Source organism: Streptomyces sp. NPDC047515, from assembly GCF_040643055.1.
GTDB lineage: Bacteria > Actinomycetota > Actinomycetes > Streptomycetales > Streptomycetaceae > Streptomyces.
Map to the genome: position 1 here is coordinate 29,114 of NZ_JBEYTM010000027.1, position 15,460 is coordinate 44,573.

General features: G+C 69.3%; 10 protein-coding genes and 4 pseudogenes. 4 read left to right on the forward strand and 10 right to left on the reverse strand.

The genetic code is table 11. The features are described from left to right. Window positions 1-277: 277 nt before the first annotated feature. The gene (locus ABZ826_RS22105; RefSeq protein ID WP_361450906.1) at window positions 278-1,456 is read left to right on the forward strand and encodes an AI-2E family transporter; all 1,179 of its coding nucleotides are present in this window, start codon (window positions 278-280) and stop codon (window positions 1,454-1,456) included. 135 nt (window positions 1,457-1,591) lie between these two features. Here the strand turns inward: ABZ826_RS22105 and ABZ826_RS22110 are convergent. Beyond that, a pseudogene (locus tag ABZ826_RS22110) lies at window positions 1,592-2,009 on the reverse strand (phosphotransferase); the annotation flags it as partial. Between the two features lie 547 nt (window positions 2,010-2,556). Here ABZ826_RS22110 and recA point away from each other — a divergent pair. Both recA and recX read left to right on the forward strand, forming a co-directional pair. Beyond that, entirely contained in the window at window positions 2,557-3,678 is a 1,122-nt protein-coding gene (recA, locus tag ABZ826_RS22115; RefSeq protein WP_361450780.1) for a recombinase RecA, read from the forward strand. 3 nt (window positions 3,679-3,681) lie between these two features. Continuing rightward, entirely contained in the window at window positions 3,682-4,416 is a 735-nt protein-coding gene (gene recX, locus ABZ826_RS22120; protein WP_361450783.1) for a recombination regulator RecX, read from the forward strand. Between the two features lie 890 nt (window positions 4,417-5,306). Here the strand turns inward: recX and ABZ826_RS22125 are convergent. Beyond that, window positions 5,307-6,761, reverse strand: coding sequence for an MFS transporter (locus ABZ826_RS22125; protein WP_361450786.1), 1,455 nt, complete (start codon window positions 6,759-6,761; stop codon window positions 5,307-5,309). Between the two features lie 162 nt (window positions 6,762-6,923). On the opposite strand from ABZ826_RS22125, the gene ABZ826_RS22130 reads away from it, so the two are divergent. After that, window positions 6,924-7,571, forward strand: coding sequence for a TetR family transcriptional regulator (locus ABZ826_RS22130; protein ID WP_361450788.1), 648 nt, complete (start codon window positions 6,924-6,926; stop codon window positions 7,569-7,571). Between the two features lie 94 nt (window positions 7,572-7,665). Here ABZ826_RS22130 and ABZ826_RS22135 read toward each other — a convergent pair whose 3' ends face one another. The 8 genes and pseudogenes from ABZ826_RS22135 to ABZ826_RS22170 form a co-directional block, all read right to left on the reverse strand. Continuing rightward, entirely contained in the window at window positions 7,666-8,304 is a 639-nt protein-coding gene (locus ABZ826_RS22135) for a hypothetical protein (RefSeq protein ID WP_361450791.1), read from the reverse strand. A gap of 451 nt (window positions 8,305-8,755) precedes the next feature. Continuing rightward, a complete protein-coding gene (locus ABZ826_RS22140) occupies window positions 8,756-9,163 on the reverse strand; it encodes a rhodanese-like domain-containing protein (protein WP_361450794.1) in 408 nt (135 codons plus the stop codon). Continuing rightward, window positions 9,160-9,711, reverse strand: coding sequence for a cysteine dioxygenase (locus ABZ826_RS22145; protein ID WP_361450797.1), 552 nt, complete (start codon window positions 9,709-9,711; stop codon window positions 9,160-9,162). Before ABZ826_RS22145 ends, ABZ826_RS22140 begins: the two co-directional genes overlap by 4 nt. A gap of 73 nt (window positions 9,712-9,784) precedes the next feature. Then, on the reverse strand, window positions 9,785-9,871 hold the full coding sequence (locus ABZ826_RS22150; RefSeq protein WP_311605579.1) for a putative leader peptide: 87 nt from the start codon (window positions 9,869-9,871) through the stop codon (window positions 9,785-9,787). A 32-nt stretch (window positions 9,872-9,903) separates the two neighbouring features. Beyond that, window positions 9,904-11,517, reverse strand: coding sequence for an FAD-dependent monooxygenase (locus ABZ826_RS22155; RefSeq protein ID WP_361450800.1), 1,614 nt, complete (start codon window positions 11,515-11,517; stop codon window positions 9,904-9,906). A 227-nt stretch (window positions 11,518-11,744) separates the two neighbouring features. Then, window positions 11,745-11,888: pseudogene (locus ABZ826_RS22160) on the reverse strand (amino acid ABC transporter permease); the annotation flags it as partial. Window positions 11,889-13,301: 1,413 nt separating this feature from the next. Beyond that, window positions 13,302-13,757, reverse strand: a pseudogene (locus ABZ826_RS22165) (transposase family protein); the annotation flags it as partial. 397 nt (window positions 13,758-14,154) lie between these two features. After that, a pseudogene (locus ABZ826_RS22170) lies at window positions 14,155-15,299 on the reverse strand (IS4 family transposase). Between the last annotated feature and the right edge of the window lie 161 nt (window positions 15,300-15,460).

Below are 15,460 nucleotides of genomic sequence, written 5' to 3' on the forward strand. Positions count from 1 at the left end.
CGCCGGTCCAGTCGTTCCGACGGCGATTGCCGACCCCGGCTGGTCCAGTCGTTCCGGCCGGCAAGCGCCCCGGCCGGTCCCGACGTCCCCACCGGCAAGCGCTGATTTCCGGCTCGTCAGCAGCCGGACCTGTGCTGTTGTCCGGGGCGGGCCGCTGCTTGTCACTGCCGTAGGCGAGACTGGAGCCGTGTCACCGACAGACGAGACAGCTCAGACCCAGACGACTTTCACCCAGCCCGCCCAGCCAGCCTCGCCGTCCGGCCGCGGGCCGGCCCGTATGCCCGCATGGCTGCCGCGCGCCATGGTGCTCGCCCTGGCGCTCTACGCGTGTTTCCAGCTCGGCAGCTGGGCGTTCGACCAGCTCATCGGGCTGCTGATCAATGTGCTGATCGCGTTCTTCCTGGCGCTCGCCATAGAGCCGGCGGTGAGCTGGATGGCGGCGCGCGGCATGCGCCGCGGCCTGGCCACCTTCCTGGTCTTTCTCGTCGTACTGACAGCCGGTGCCGGTTTCGTCGTACTGCTCGGTTCCATGCTCGCGGGCCAGATAGTCGACATGGTCGAGGAGTTCCCGAAGTATCTGGACTCGGTGCTCAACTGGGTCAACCAGAACTTCCACACCGAGCTCTCCCGGGTCGAGGTCCAGGACAGCCTGCTGCACTCGGACTGGCTGCAGAAGTACGTCCAGAACAGCGCGACCGGAGTGCTCGACATCTCCACCACCGTGCTCGGCGGGCTGTTCCGTCTTCTGACGATCTTCCTGTTCTCGTTCTACTTCGCCGCCGACGGCCCCAGGCTGCGGCGTGCCCTGTGCTCCGTACTGCCGCCCACCCGACAGGCCGAGGTCCTGCGGGCCTGGGAGATCGCGGTCGACAAGACCGGCGGCTACCTCTACTCGCGCAGCCTGATGGCACTCATCTCCGGGATCGCGCATTACATCCTGCTGGTGGTCCTCGGTGTTCCGTACGCGCCCGCGCTCGCCATCTGGGTCGGACTGGTCTCCCAGTTCATCCCCACGATCGGTACGTATCTCGCAGGCGCCCTGCCGATGCTGATCGCGTTCACCGTCGACCCCTGGTACGCCGTGTGGGTGCTCGGCTTCGTCGTGGTCTACCAGCAGTTCGAGAACTACGCGCTGCAGCCCAAGCTCACCGCCAAGTCCGTCGACATCCATCCGGCGGTCGCCTTCGGATCGGTCATCGCGGGCACGGCGTTGATGGGCGCGGTGGGCGCGCTGATCGCGATTCCGGCCGTGGCCACGCTCCAGGCGTTCCTCGGTGCCTATGTGAAGCGGTACGACGTGACGGACGACCCGCGGGTGCACGGCCGCCTACAGCAGCGTGGCGAGACGTTGCTCACGCGGCTGCGCCGCTCCTTGGGGACCGCCGAGAACGAGGAGGCCCGGGGCGGACCGGGCGGGGCCGGGACGCCGGAGGAAGCGGGACGTGCTGGGCGATGACGGCCGCTTGGTGGGCGGCCACGTGTAGCCCACATCACGGGCGAGTGCGCAGCTGAGGGAGGGACTGCGGCACTCGATCCCACCTAGGTCAGCCCTGGTCGGCGTCCGAAGTGGGCACGTGGCATCGATTGATCGACGGTGGGCCGTTGCGATGAGGCGCCTCAGTGCGGTGTGTGCGGGCGGACCCCAGGTGGGCTTGCCTCCGAGGCGGCCCTGGACGCCGGCCTCTCCGATGAGGATGCCGCTGAGGGCGCGCAGCGCCGACCGGCCGCGGTCGGCGCCCCGTCGGGGGCGGTCGGTGAAAAGCGTTCAGGAAGGCGGCCAAGGTGTCGGCTGCATCCGCAGTACGTGTGGCGGGGGCGTGGTCGGCAGGCGTGCCCGGTACCCAGGTGGTCACGATTCAGGGGCGCGGAATCTGCTCGGAGGGCTCGCCGAGGCGCTGCGGGACGGGGACCGGCAACGGAAGGTGCGGGGCGACGGAGGGCAGCCAGGCGTGTTCCTTCCGTAGCAGCGCGTCCGCAGACTGGGTCGTCCAGGGCAATCGGACGGCGAGGGGCCGGTGGAGCCACGGTGGTCGGGCGGTGATGGACCCCCGTTCTTCCCCGGTGCGGATGCTGGCGTGGTCATCCCTCCTCCTGCGCGAGCCGGACGGTTCCGCGTTCCAGGTCGAGCAGCGCGAAGCGGTGGCAGACTGGGCCTTCGGGATGGAACTGAGCCCTCCGGGATGGAGATGTCCTGGTTGTACATGAGGCGGTCCATGCCTGCGCTGGGGTCATGCCCGGCTCGTACCAGGCGGCAAGTCTGGAGTGCAGGTCTTCCGGGTACGCATCCGCGAGTTGTCTCACGTCTCCCTTGACCACCAGCGCCCGGGCATCGATCAAACTTCGATGGCACTGGGCACCTGAGGGCGATTCGGACCGGCGCGGTGCGTCGCTTGACACTAAAATCGAACATCCATTCTTATGGGATTCCGGCCGGGTCTTCCCGGGCCCGACCGTGGAGTTGTCCACAGGCCGGGAGGACGTCGAGGCCCATTGTCAGTGGCAGGGGTTAGCGTCTTTGACGTGAAGCGATCGACTCAAGCAAATCGGGTGGAACCCATGGCAGGAACCGACCGCGAGAAGGCGCTGGACGCCGCACTCGCACAGATTGAACGGCAATTCGGCAAGGGCGCGGTGATGCGCCTCGGTGAGCGGCCGAACGAGCCGATCGAGGTGATCCCGACCGGGTCGACCGCCCTCGATGTGGCCCTCGGCGTCGGCGGGCTGCCGCGCGGCCGTGTGGTGGAGGTGTACGGACCGGAGTCCTCCGGTAAGACGACGCTGACGCTGCACGCGGTGGCGAACGCGCAGAAGCTCGGCGGCTCGGTGGCCTTCATCGACGCGGAGCACGCCCTCGACCCCGAGTACGCGAAGAAGCTCGGCGTCGACATCGACAGCCTCATCCTGTCCCAGCCGGACAACGGCGAGCAGGCCCTCGAAATCGTGGACATGCTGGTTCGTTCCGGCGCCCTCGACCTGATCGTCATCGACTCCGTCGCGGCGCTCGTGCCGCGTGCGGAGATCGAGGGCGAGATGGGCGACTCGCACGTGGGTCTGCAGGCCCGCCTGATGAGCCAGGCACTCCGCAAGATCACCAGCGCGCTCAACCAGTCCAAGACCACCGCGATCTTCATCAACCAGCTCCGCGAGAAGATCGGTGTGATGTTCGGCTCGCCCGAGACCACGACCGGTGGCCGGGCGCTCAAGTTCTACGCCTCGGTGCGCCTCGACATCCGACGGATCGAGACGTTGAAGGACGGCACCGACGCCGTCGGCAACCGCACCAGGGTCAAGGTCGTGAAGAACAAGGTCGCGCCGCCCTTCAAGCAGGCCGAGTTCGACATCCTCTACGGCCAGGGCATCAGCCGCGAGGGCGGTCTGATCGACATGGGCGTGGAGCACGGCTTCGTCCGCAAGGCGGGCGCCTGGTACACGTACGAGGGCGACCAGCTCGGCCAGGGCAAGGAGAACGCTCGCAACTTCCTCAAGGACAACCCCGATCTCGCCAACGAGATCGAGAAGAAGATCCTTGAGAAGCTCGGGGTCGGCGTCAGGCCGGATGCCAATGCCGCCGAAGCCGGTGCGGATGCGGCGGGCGTCGCGGCTCCGGCCGACAGCGCGAAGTCGGTGCCCGCTCCGGCAGGCAAGACCAAGCCGGCCAAGGCTGCGGCCAAGAGCTAGACCGTGACGCGTCGTACGGAATGGCCGGTCAGCGCCGATGACCATGGCGTCGGTTCCGGTCCCGAATCCGCCGTCACGAGACATACGGCCGAGTCCGAGGGCGCGTACGAGCCGGAGGCCGGTCCAGGCCGTGGCACCGGCTCGGACGCCGGGTTCGGTGAGGGGGCGGGGCGTCGTGCCCGCTCCCGCTCCAGGAGCAGCGGCTCCCCTTCCTCGTCGAGGGCCGAGAAGGGGGAGCCGCGAGACCCGGTCGAGCAGGCGCGCAACATCTGTCTGCGGCTGCTCACCGGGATCCCGCGCACCCGAAAGCAACTAGCGGATGCCCTGCGCAAGCGGGAGATCCCGGACGAGGCGGCCGAAGAAGTGCTGTCGCGCTTCGAAGATGTCGGGTTGATCGACGATGCCGCTTTCGCGGACGCCTGGGTGGAGTCCCGGCATCACGGACGAGGGCTGGCGCGCCGCGCGCTCGTCCGTGAACTGCGCACCAAGGGGGTGGACTCCGCCGTCATCGACGAGGCGGTCGGGCAGCTCGACTCCGAGCAGGAGGAGGCGACGGCACGGGAGCTGGTCGCGCGCAAGCTGCGCTCCACTCGTGGCCTGGACCGGGACAAGCGGCTGCGCCGCCTCGCGGGCATGCTCGCCCGCAAGGGGTACGGGGAAGGCATGGCCCTGCGCGCGGTGCGGCAGGCGCTGGAGGAGGAGGGCGAGGACACGGAGGACCTGGACGAGCCCTTCTGAATCGCGGCCCAAAACCGCGCGGTGACGTGCGGCAGCCACGCAACGGGGCGGACGGGGTACGGGGACCGTCTGAGTTCTCCACGTCGACGAAGCGCGGGGCGGGCTTTGTGGAAGGTGCGTTGCCGAGCACGACGGAGCGGGTGTCGCGCGTTCACGGAATCCGAGGAGCCGGGTTCAGGGCTGCCCGCCGATACTGCTGCGCCGATGCCGCCGTGCTGATGTTGTGACGGGGCGCGGGAGTGCGGGGGATGCGAGGGGTGCGGGGCCACGGTGTCGTGGTGATGTTGCCGCCCCGAGGTGTCGCCGCCTCACAGCTGCCGCGACGTGTCAGTGACGTCGGCCCGCTCGCCCGCGGTCATGGCTGTCGGCCATGCTCGGCGCCGGGCGTTCCACGCGACGGCCTGCATGCCATCGCCGAACGGAGCGCCGCCAGGCCCTCTCTCAGCCCGCGCCCACCGGAGGCCGGCGCGTTCACCCGACTCCTCGACCACCTGCTCTCCTGGACCACCCGACTCCTCGACCACCTGCTCTTCTGGATCACCCGGCTCCTCGACCATCCGGCTCCTGGGCGGTGCCTGGCCCGTGTCCGCTCCGGCCGAGGCGGACACGGGCCGTCGGCGTTCAGTGCCGCGCGACCGCCGAGGCGTGCCGGAGACCGGCCGTCGCGATGACGGCTCCCAGCAGGCAAGGAAGTTTCAGGATGCCTCCGCGCACGGTGCGTGTGCGCGGACGGACGGGGCCCTGCCCCTGTGCCCGATACGCCGCCCGGAGGTTCGCCGGGCGGCGTATCGGGCGGCACCGGGCGGCTTCCGCCGACCCTGCGGGCGAGGGCCGACCGGGCCACGGGGCCGGCGGGGTCGGCAGAAGCCCCTGGACGGCTGACGGCCGGATCAGACTTCGGCCGTGGCCTGCTCGGGTGCGGCGGCCTTGTTCCCGCCGTCGGTGCTCGACACGGCGCGGGCGGCCGGGATGGCACTCGCGAGGGCCGCGGCGACCAGCGCGATGCCACAGCCGATGATCAGGCCCGTGCGGAAGCCGTTCTCGGAGGTGAAGGTGTGTCCGCCCATGGTGACCGTCAGCTGGGAAAGGACCACGCCCATCACGGCGGCGCCGACCGAGGTGCCGAGTGAACGCATGAGGGTGTTGAACCCGTTGGCGGCTGCGGTCTCGGAGAGCGGCACCGAGCTCATGATCAGTGCGGGCATCGAGCCGTAGGCGAGGCCCACGCCGCTGTTGATGACCATGAGGGCCAGCATGAGGCCCCACGCGGAGCCCATGAGCACCAGCGACAGGCCGTACCCGACGGCCAGCACCAGGACACCGCAGATCAGGGTGAACTTCGGACCGCGGGCGTCGGTGAGCTTCCCGCCGAACGGCGAGACGATCATCATCATGATGCCGCCGGGCGCCATCCACAGGCCGGCGGCGAGCATCGACTGGCCCAGGCCGTAGCCGGTGGCCTCCGGGAACTGGAGCAGCTGAGGCACGACCAGCATGCTCGCGTACATCCCGAAGCCGACGAAGATCGAGGCGACATTGGTGAGCAGCACCCGGGGGCGGGCCGTGGTGCGCAGGTCGATCAGCGGCTCCCGTGTGCGCAGTTCCCAGGCGCCCCAGGCCAGCAGGATCACGACGGCGGCGGCGAACAGTCCGAGGGTGGTCGCCGAGCCCCAGCCCCAGTTGGCGCCCTTCGACACGGCGAGCAGCAGGCAGATCAGTCCCGCGCCGAGGCCGACCGCACCGAGGGTGTCGAAGCGCTGACCCTTGGCGCCGGCCGGGACATCGGGGATGAGGAACCAGATTGCCGCGGCGATCAGCACGGCCAGGACGGCGGAGCCCCAGAAGAGCACGCGCCAGTTGGCGTACTGGGCGACCGCCGCGGCGATCGGCAGGCCGAGTCCGCCCCCGATGCCCATGGAGGCGCTCACCAGTGCGATGGAGGAGCTGAGCTTCTCCGGCGGCACCACGTCGCGCAGCAGGGCGATGCCCAGGGGCACCATGCCCATGCCCATGCCCTGCAGCCCCCGCCCGATGATCATGGGGACGACGGAGGAGGCGAGGGCGCAGACCAGTGAGCCGGCCACGAGCGGTACGGAGCACGCGAGGAGCATGCGGCGCTTGCCGATCAGGTCGCCGAGGCGCCCGGAGATCGGTACACAGATCGCGCCCGCCAGCAGGGTGACGGTGATCACCCATGCCGCGTTCGACGGGGTGGTGTGCAGGATCTGGGGCAGCTCCGCGATGAGCGGCGTGACCAGTGTCTGCATGATCGCGGCAGTGATGCCGGCGAGGGCCAGCGTGGCGACCACACCGCCGGTGCGGGCCGTGGGCTGGGGGGCGTCCATTCGGGACTCCAGAAGGTGAGGGGGCTGCCGGGCATCTTTCGCTCGCCCGGAGCCAAAAGTAAACATCTGCTTACATGGACGCTAGGGCAGGTACGGGAGCGAGGTCAACATCTGTTTACATAACGGCGCGGGCGGTACCGTTCGAGCAGAGAGAGGACAGCCATGAAAGCCAGCAGTTCCCAGGCGGGTCCCGCGCCCCTGACGCCGACGGACGACAGCCCGCCGCCATCCCGGCGGGGTGCCGGCGCCAGGACCCGTGGGCTCCTGCTCGACTCGGCCCGCCGCCGCTTCGCGTACGACGGGTACGCGGCCACCACCGTGCGCGACATCGCCGATGACGCCGGTGTCAACGTCGCGCTCATCAACCGCTACTTCCGGTCCAAGGAAGGCCTCTTCGAAGCCTGTCTGAAGGCGGTCATCGACGAACTCGTCGACGCGGCGCGCACGGTGGCCGACCTGGAACAGATCCCGGAGATCATCGTCAGCCACACTGCGGGCGTGCTCGCCATGGACGGCCCCAAAGACGCCCTTCTCCTGCTGCTGCGCTCCTCCGGCGACGAGCGCACCGAGCAGATGCGCACCGGCCTGCTGCGCACATTCAGCGAACGGCTCGCCGCGGCGGCCGGATGGCGGCCCGACGACCCCGCCGGCGATCAACTGCTCCTGCGCGCCCAACTCGTGCTGTCCGTGGCCTTCGGCATCACGGTGCTGCGCGCCTCTCCGGGGCTGGAGCCGCTCGGATCGGCCACCGAGCAGGACCTCACCGGGCCGCTGCGCGATCTGGTCGAAGCGCTGCTCACCCGTCGCTGAGACACGGCGCCCCGTCCGGTCACGGGCCGCGACGCGGCCCCCGCACGCCCTCATCGGCCGCGGGACCCGGCGGTTCGTGCTGTCGCGGGGCGGGTCACTGCCCGGCGCGCGCGGCGCGTTCGATGGTGGCATCGATCAGGGCGAGCGCTTCGTCGGCCGTACGTCCGGGCTGCCGGTTCCACAGCCCGATCAGCCCGGTCCAGCCCCGTGAGCGGAGCTCGGCGACGAGCCAGGCGCCGGCCCGGTCCACGGTGTCGAGCGAGCCGTATCCCAGGCGGTGCGCGGTCAGCATGGCCCCGCAGACGCACCGGGCGCCGCGGACGTTGCGGAGTCGGTACGGGGTGTTCTGCCAGCCCCACTCGGTCAGGATCCGTCGTGCGTGGGCGAGGTGGGTGGAGGGCCGTACCTCTGGCTGTCCGACGCGCCGCCAGGAGTGGACCCGGTCGGGGAGGATCGCACCCAGCCGCCCGGGAAGGGGCCGTTCGCGCGGCGCGGCGGCAGGCAGAGCACGCACGGATTCGGCGATGAGCTGATCGACGGGTACGGACAGCAGGTCGCGCCAGTCGGCCGGCTGACGGTCCGGCAGCTGATTCGCGGTGCCGGGGGAGGTGGGGCGTACAGGTTCGGCGGCGGTGAGATCCCACCCGGTGACGATCTGCTGCCATGCAGCGGTGTCGTGGAGGCGGGCGACCCGGTCGTCGAGCCGGTCGGGAGTCAGGGTGGGCGTCGGCATGGGTGCGAGGCTCCGTCACGTCGGTCCTTGGCGTTGAGCCGAATGTCCGTCGGTTACGGAGATTGCTCCACCGGAGCGTGGCGTTCGGGTGTGTCGCCGCGGATTCGGGAACCGGAGAGCGGTGCGAAGGGCGGCGGGGAGAGATGCCCCTCAGCACGGAGCCCGCAGTCACCGGGCACACGGAGCGGAAGACCTGCCGACCGGCGAAGCGCTCACCCACGGACCGGACGGGCGCCCCGAATCAGGAGTGAGAGAGTCCTGGTCCGGGCGCATGTGGATCGGGAGTGGGCGTTCCCGTCCTGGGCTCCCGCCCGTGCCGGGAGTGGGCGTCCTCATACGGACCGGGTGTCCGCATTCGGGCACGCGGACGCGTGGTGGGCGTTCCCGTCCGGCAGGTACGGAACAGGAGGTGGCGCCTTCGAGGCGGGATGTCCTGCCCCGGGTGGCTCCCTCACGCCTCGACGGGAAGTCCCGCCGCGCGCCACGCCTGGAATCCGCCGATCAGATCCGTCGCCCGGTGCAGTCCCAGCCGACGCAGGGACGCGACGGCCAGGCTCGACGCGTAGCCCTCGTTGCAGACCACCACGATGCGCAGATCGTGGCTCACCGCCTCCGGAGCCCGATGGCTGCCCTGTGGATCGAGCCGCCACTCCAGTTCATTGCGCTCGACGACGAGCGCCCCCGGAATGAGTCCGTCCCGTTCGCGCAGCTCCGCATAGCGTATGTCCACGAGCAGCGCACCGTCCGAGGCGGCGGTGATCGCCTCCTGAGGGCCGACCCGGACGTACCCGGCCCGGACCCGTTCCAGCAGTTCGTCGATCCCGACCGGGCCCGAACCGCCCTCGTGGCTGTCGCTCACTGCCAGTCCTCCGGTCGTTCGACCTGTTCGAGGCGGAGCACCGCACCGGTACGGCTGTAGCGCCGGATCCGCGGCAGCGGCGGGTAGTACGCGTGGACGGAGACGGCGTGCTCGGTGCCGGACTCGTTCAGCACCTCGTGGACATGGTGGCGGCCGAACGCCCTGCCCTGCCCGGTGGCCAACTGCCGGGAACGGTCGATGCCTTCGGTGAGTTCGAGGGTCTTCCAGCCGTCGGTGGGCAGCCGGGCGGCGAGCGACAGCTCCTTGAGGGTGCCGGACGCGGTGGTGAAGGCGCCGATCGAGTCGGCGTGGTCGTGCCAGCCGGTGCCGCTACCGGGCGGCCAGCCGATCAGCCAGGCCTCGCTGCCACCGGGCCCTTCGAGCGGGATCCAGGTCCGGCCTTCCGGATCGAGCGGGAGCGAGGCGACGATCTCGGTGTCGGCGGCGACGCGGCGGACGAATTCGAGCAGCTCCGCCGCCGACGGACCGGAACCACGAGCGGATGCGGGTGCGGGCGTGCGTACAGAGGGTGACGAAGGGGCAGACACAGAGACCGTCCGGAGAGTTCGCGTGGATGCCCGGCCGTACGACGGAGCGCACGGCGCGGCAGAAAGAGACGATTCAGCAGGACGGGCGACACACGCAGCCCGCATAGCGGACGAGGTCCATATGGACCCTCCGCCACAGGCGCACATCGGTGTCGGTCACGTTCGGGAGTACACCATGCGCGCCCGCGTCGGTCAATTGATGTCCGCAGTCCGGTCCGAGCGCACGGAGCCGCGCGCCGGCCCGCCGCGCACCGTGTCCGCCGCCGCGAAGAGCTCCCGGGGCCGGACCCCGCCGAACGACGCCACGAGGTGACCGTCCGGCCTGATCAGCAGCACGGTGTGGGCCGCCGCCCCCGGATAGCTCTCGGTCACCAGCAGTTCGCCCTTCACCGGCATCGCGTCGACAGCCGCGACCAGACGGGGCATGACACCCGCGCTCATCCAGTGACGCCGGTCCCACACCCCCGTGCCGGGCGCCACCAGGACCACCAGCAGGTGCCCCTGCCCCAGCCGCTCGCGCAGCCGCACGGTCGTGCCGTCGGGCGCGGTCACCCGTACATCGGCGACCGGCGCACCAGGGGGCGTATCCACGGATGTGTGCGCCTCGGCGCGTGGGGGCGCAAGGGGCGAGTGCGAGTACGAGGGGGGCGCACCGAGCGGGCCCCGGCCCAGATGTCCGTCGGTGAGCAGCGAGTCGTGCCCCCGTGCGCTCCCCGGGACCAGGGTCCGCAGACCTCCGCCGCCGCGCAGTATCGGCAGCGACTGGTCCGCGGCGCGCAGCCGCGCGGCGACGGCCGCCCGGCGCTCCGCCTGGTAGCTGTCGAGCAGTACGTCCGAGGCGCCGTGGTGCCAGGCCTGGCCCAGCTTCCAGGCCAGGTTCTCGGCGTCCCGCAGCCCCTCGTCGAGCCCCTGGGTTCCCAGTGCGCCCAGCAGGTGGGCGGCGTCCCCGGCCAGGAACGCCCGGTCGACCCGCCAGCGCAGGGCGAGCCGGTGGTGCAGCGTGTACACGCCCGTGTCCAGCAGTTCGTACGGCGGCGTCTCGTCGCACCAGCCCGCCAGGGTGTCCCGGATCCGGGTGATCAGGGCGTCCGGAGTGACGAGTTCGCCGCGCGGCGGCAGCAGCCAGTCCAGCCGCCAGGCGCCGTCCGGCAGCGGGCGTGCGGTCACCTCGGCGCCCCCGGTGCGCCACGGCGGCAGCCGGTGCAGCACGGCCTGCCCCGGCCAGGGAAGCTCGGTGCGCAGCGCCGCGACGGCATGCCGCTCCACCGCCGTACGACCGGGGAAGCGGATGTCGAGGAGTTTGCGCACGGTGGACCTGGCGCCGTCGCATCCCACCAGGTAACTCCCGTGCCACCAGGTCGCGTTCGGCTCCCTGGTGTGCACCGTGACCCCGGTCGCGTCCTGCTCCAGCGTGTCGATCCGGCTGTAGGGAGCCACCCGCACCAGCTCCTGTGCGGCCACCGCGTCCCGCAGCCCGCGGGTCAGGACGTGCTGCGGCAGATGGATGGGAGCCGGCAACGGATCGTCCTCCGGAGAGTGCTCGCCGAGCGGCAGCTCGCGCACCAGCTGCCTGCGCCGCATGGACCGCCAGCCGGACCACCGGATGCTCTCGTGGTGGAGTGCCTTGCAGCCGAGCCGTTCCACCAGGGCCGCGGTGTCCTCGCGCAGCACCACCGTGCGGGCCGGACGGGTCTCGTCCTTGGCCGGGTCCTCGTCGAGAAGGACGGAGGGGACGCCCTGTGCCGCGAGGGCGAGCGACAGCGTCAGGCCGACGGGCCCGGCGCCGACGACGATCACCGGGTCCACGGGGCGGCTCCTCGGATCCGTGCGAACGACGCCGAGGACGCGGACGAAAGGAGCCGAAGGCTCGAAAGAGGGGTAGGCGGCGGAGTATGTGTGGCGGCGGGAGCTGGGGGCGCGATCACAGAACGTATGCAACCTACTGCCGGTGCCTGCGTCAAGCGACACCGGAAGGCGAAGAGGGGCGGTGGCGGATGTGCCACCGCCCCTCCGGGACGCAGGTCGACGAGCCGTCAGACGGCGCGTCCGTCATCGACGACGAGCGCCGGCTCACCGATGGTCTCCAGACCGCCCCCGGGTCCGGCCCCGATGACCACACCTGTGCTCTTCTTGGTGCGCCGGAGCCGCCGCTCCAGCCAGCTCGCGAACCCCGTCAACCCGTCCTGACCAGCTGATCAGCACCTCCCGCACCGCGGGGGAACCTCAGTTCCAACCGGATGCGTGGGTCCCGACGCGACAGCCGAGCGATCTGCGCGAACAACGAAGACGGCCCGCCGAAGAAATCCGACGGGCCGTCACTAAAGATCGATGTTAGTGGGTGGATCTTGTCCAGATTCCAGCAGACTTGAAAAAGGTGTACGGCGGGCAAAAGACCACGGAATCTCCGCTGGTCTTCCAGACCGTCGGAGAGCGATTGACGTCGGGGCCGCCGTCCAAGGCACCACATATCACGGTCGCCTTGTAGCTTCCTCCATTGCTGTTATCGCAAGAGGCCACCGCAGCGGTAGGATCAGCGCTATACCTGCCGTAGTGGCATCCGGTTGGCCAACCCGTTGCAGCCGCAGCGGCTGTTCCTTGAAATCCGAAGGTCGCTATCGCAACGGCAGTGAATAGAGCGGCGCATGACTTCTTCATTACTGTCGATTCCATTCTCGTCGATCCAGCCGTTGTTTAGACTCGAGTTTCGATTCCCGCACTACTGGACGTGGTAGTCCCGTTGCAGTAGGCAATGGACAATCCGTTCCGCACCCACCCTCCATAGTAGTCGTACAGCTTTCCGGTCTTTGGGTCCTTGCAGAGGACGATGGCCCGGTAGGAGCCGCCGTTGTCGTTGTCGCAAGTGGCGATTGATCCCCAGGCTCCGGCGACCTGAAAGCTGCAACCGGTAGGCCGCGCCATGATGCCGATATCGGATGCCGATGCGGTCGCCCCGGCGCCGATCGAGAAAAGACTGGTCAGAAGCATTCCAAGTGCCGAGGTGGTGACGGTCCGCCGAATGCGAGCACCCTTCAACAACTTCTTCACCTTTCAATCGCTAAACTCTTAGTCGCGCACCAACAGGGTGGCAGGGGTGCAGTATCCGTTTGAATGTCACGCTTCCCCTGCGCCGAGAGTGCCTTCCACCCTCGGTGCGGCCATGACAATGCCACACCCCATGAAGTCGAGCAAGAGCCATCTTTTTGACGGATACTTGAGCATCGCGCTACCGGAGCTCAAAAAAAGCGAACAAATCGTAGCGTAGACCCTTGAAATAATTGGAAGATCCAGTTCCGATGCCTGCAATCTTGAATCCGGAAGAACCGATTCGGTCGCAAGATGGCGAGATTTCTCGCACAGTTTGCTGTGGTCACAGCCCAGGGCGATGACACAGCCTGACGATCGTGGATTAACCTCGATTCTTCAGCGGCTGTGATTGCTTGACGAACCTGGCCGTTCGCCCTGTTTGTCCGCCGTGTTCGCAGGGTGGGTCCTTCGCGTGACGCTGCGGCTGCGCCGGGGTTCCACTGCACCCGGAGGTGTGCTGGTTCTGTCCTTTCCGGTCCTCGTCGGACAGTGAGCCTTTTCCAACCTCATGTTGAGGCACAGCGAAGGACGAGGGCGGCCTTCACAATGTCGGTGATCCGGTTGGTGCTGCAGCGGAGCATCTGCAGTAGGCGTCAGCCCTTCAGAACGGCCATGACCTGCCCGCCGACGCACCGGATCTTGGCGTGGCTGCTGTTGTGCCGTCGCTTCCAGCGCTTGAGCCGACGGCCCCGGAAAGGGACTCGGATGTCCTGGCCGGCGCCTTGGTACGCCTTGTCCGCCCAGCGTTTCAGTCCCGCGGCGGCGAGCGCGTCGACGATCCCGTGGCTTCGGGCGGCCGTCAGGTCGTGGGTGGCTCCGGGCAGGGCCGGGGAAGCCCAGAGCAGTCGACCGAACGGGTCGGTGAGGACCTGCACGTTCATGCCGTGCCGCTTGTGTTTGCCCGAGTAGTACGGGGTGTCGGTGGCGATCCGGTCGATCGGCGGCAGGGTGCCGTCCAGGATCCCGGCGCATCCAGAAACGACTCGGCTACCTCAGCCCCGTCGAGTTCGAGGAGAAGCACTACGCCAACCAGGCAACGGCCGAACAAGCGAACCTGAACCCCCGTCAACCCGCCCTGACCAGCTAATCAGCACCTCCCACACAGCGGGGGAACCTCAGTCCCAGCTTCGTGGGATCTTCGTTGGTGGGTTGATTGAGGCTGTGCGCCAGTGCGGGGCGATGGCGACGGCCTCGGCCGGGCTCCGGTCGGGTTGCGGAGGGTGTCGGTGTTCGTCGCGTTTGACGCCGAAGCCGGACATCTTGCGTTTGATGACGCGGGGGTTGAAGCGTCTGCGGCGGGCGGGCAGCAGGTGTCGGGCTATCTCCCGCAGACCTTCGCCGAGGGCTGTGGCCAGGCGGTCAGGGGGAAAAGGCCGCCTGCGCGGTGACCTGGCGGCGGGCGAGGCGGAGGCTGCGAGTGAAGGAGAGCCGGTCGGCGTCGAGTTGGGCGGCGTCTGCGCTGTCGTGCATCAGGCTGCGAATGGCGTAGTGGAGCAGCAGGTGGCCCCAGACTTCCTGCTCGACGCCGTCGGGCGAGCGGGAGCGCAGGACCTGGGCGGGACCGCGCTGGTGGGTCTTCAGCTCGTCCAGCGTGGTCTCGATCTCCCACCGCTCGTGATAGAGGGCGGCCAGGTCGGCGGCCGGGGCGGCCTCGGGGTCGAGGATCGTGGTGATCAGCCGGTAGGGGGCGTCCTGTTCGGGAAAGCCTGTGCCGTGAAGTGTGTACTCGACGACCCGCACGGTCGTGGGGTCGGCGCGCTTACGGTCCTTCGCGACGACGATCTCCGACAGGTATGAGCCGTCGGGAAGTTCCTCGTGCACCGGCAGGATCTGATGCGAGCGGATCCGCCACAGCAGGTCCGCGCCGCCGGCGGAGGCCGCCTGCCACAGCTCCACCCCGGTGAACCCGCGGTCGGCCAGCAGCAGATCCCCCTCGCCGAGATGGCCGAACAGCCCACGAGCCAGGGGCGGTTCGGAGGACGACAGCGGCCCCAGGGCGGCGGCGGTGATGGCGTGGGTGCCACACTCGGCCAGCGCCACCATCCGCACCTGCGGATACGCGCACCGCTCGGTGCGATGGGTCTTCGGCCGCCCGAAGTACGCGGCGTTCTGCTCGCTGCCCGGTACTCGAAGACCGTGCCGTCGATCGCCACCAGCCGCCACCGCCCATACCGGGCGTCCCGGCTCTCCTCGGTCGCCAACGGCCGGGCCTTCAAAGGCTCCGGCCCCAGCTTCACCCGCGCCCGCGAGATCGTCGCCGTACTCGGCACCTGCCACGAGCCCGACCAACGCTTCGCCCAGGTCAGGCCCTGCGTGAGCAGCCGCGCGACCTCCTCATAGCCCTGCCCCGAGAACAGGCACATCGCCAGCACGAAATAGACCGCCACCCGCGGCGGCAGCAGCCGAGTGCGCAGGCCAGAACGGCCGCACTCGGCGACCACCCGGTCCACCAGCTCCGGCGGAAACGTGCGTGTCAGCAGCCCGACCGCGATCCGGTCCGGCAACCGCTCATCCGTCTCCGGCTTGACCTACCCAGAGCGTGGCATCCAGGCGCCTCCTGGATGCCACACTACCAGTCAAAATCCTTAAGTCACTGGTATTGAGGCTAAAGCCAATCGGCTTGTCTTGGTCTCTCGGTGGCTGTCAGGATCCACCGTGCCGCTAT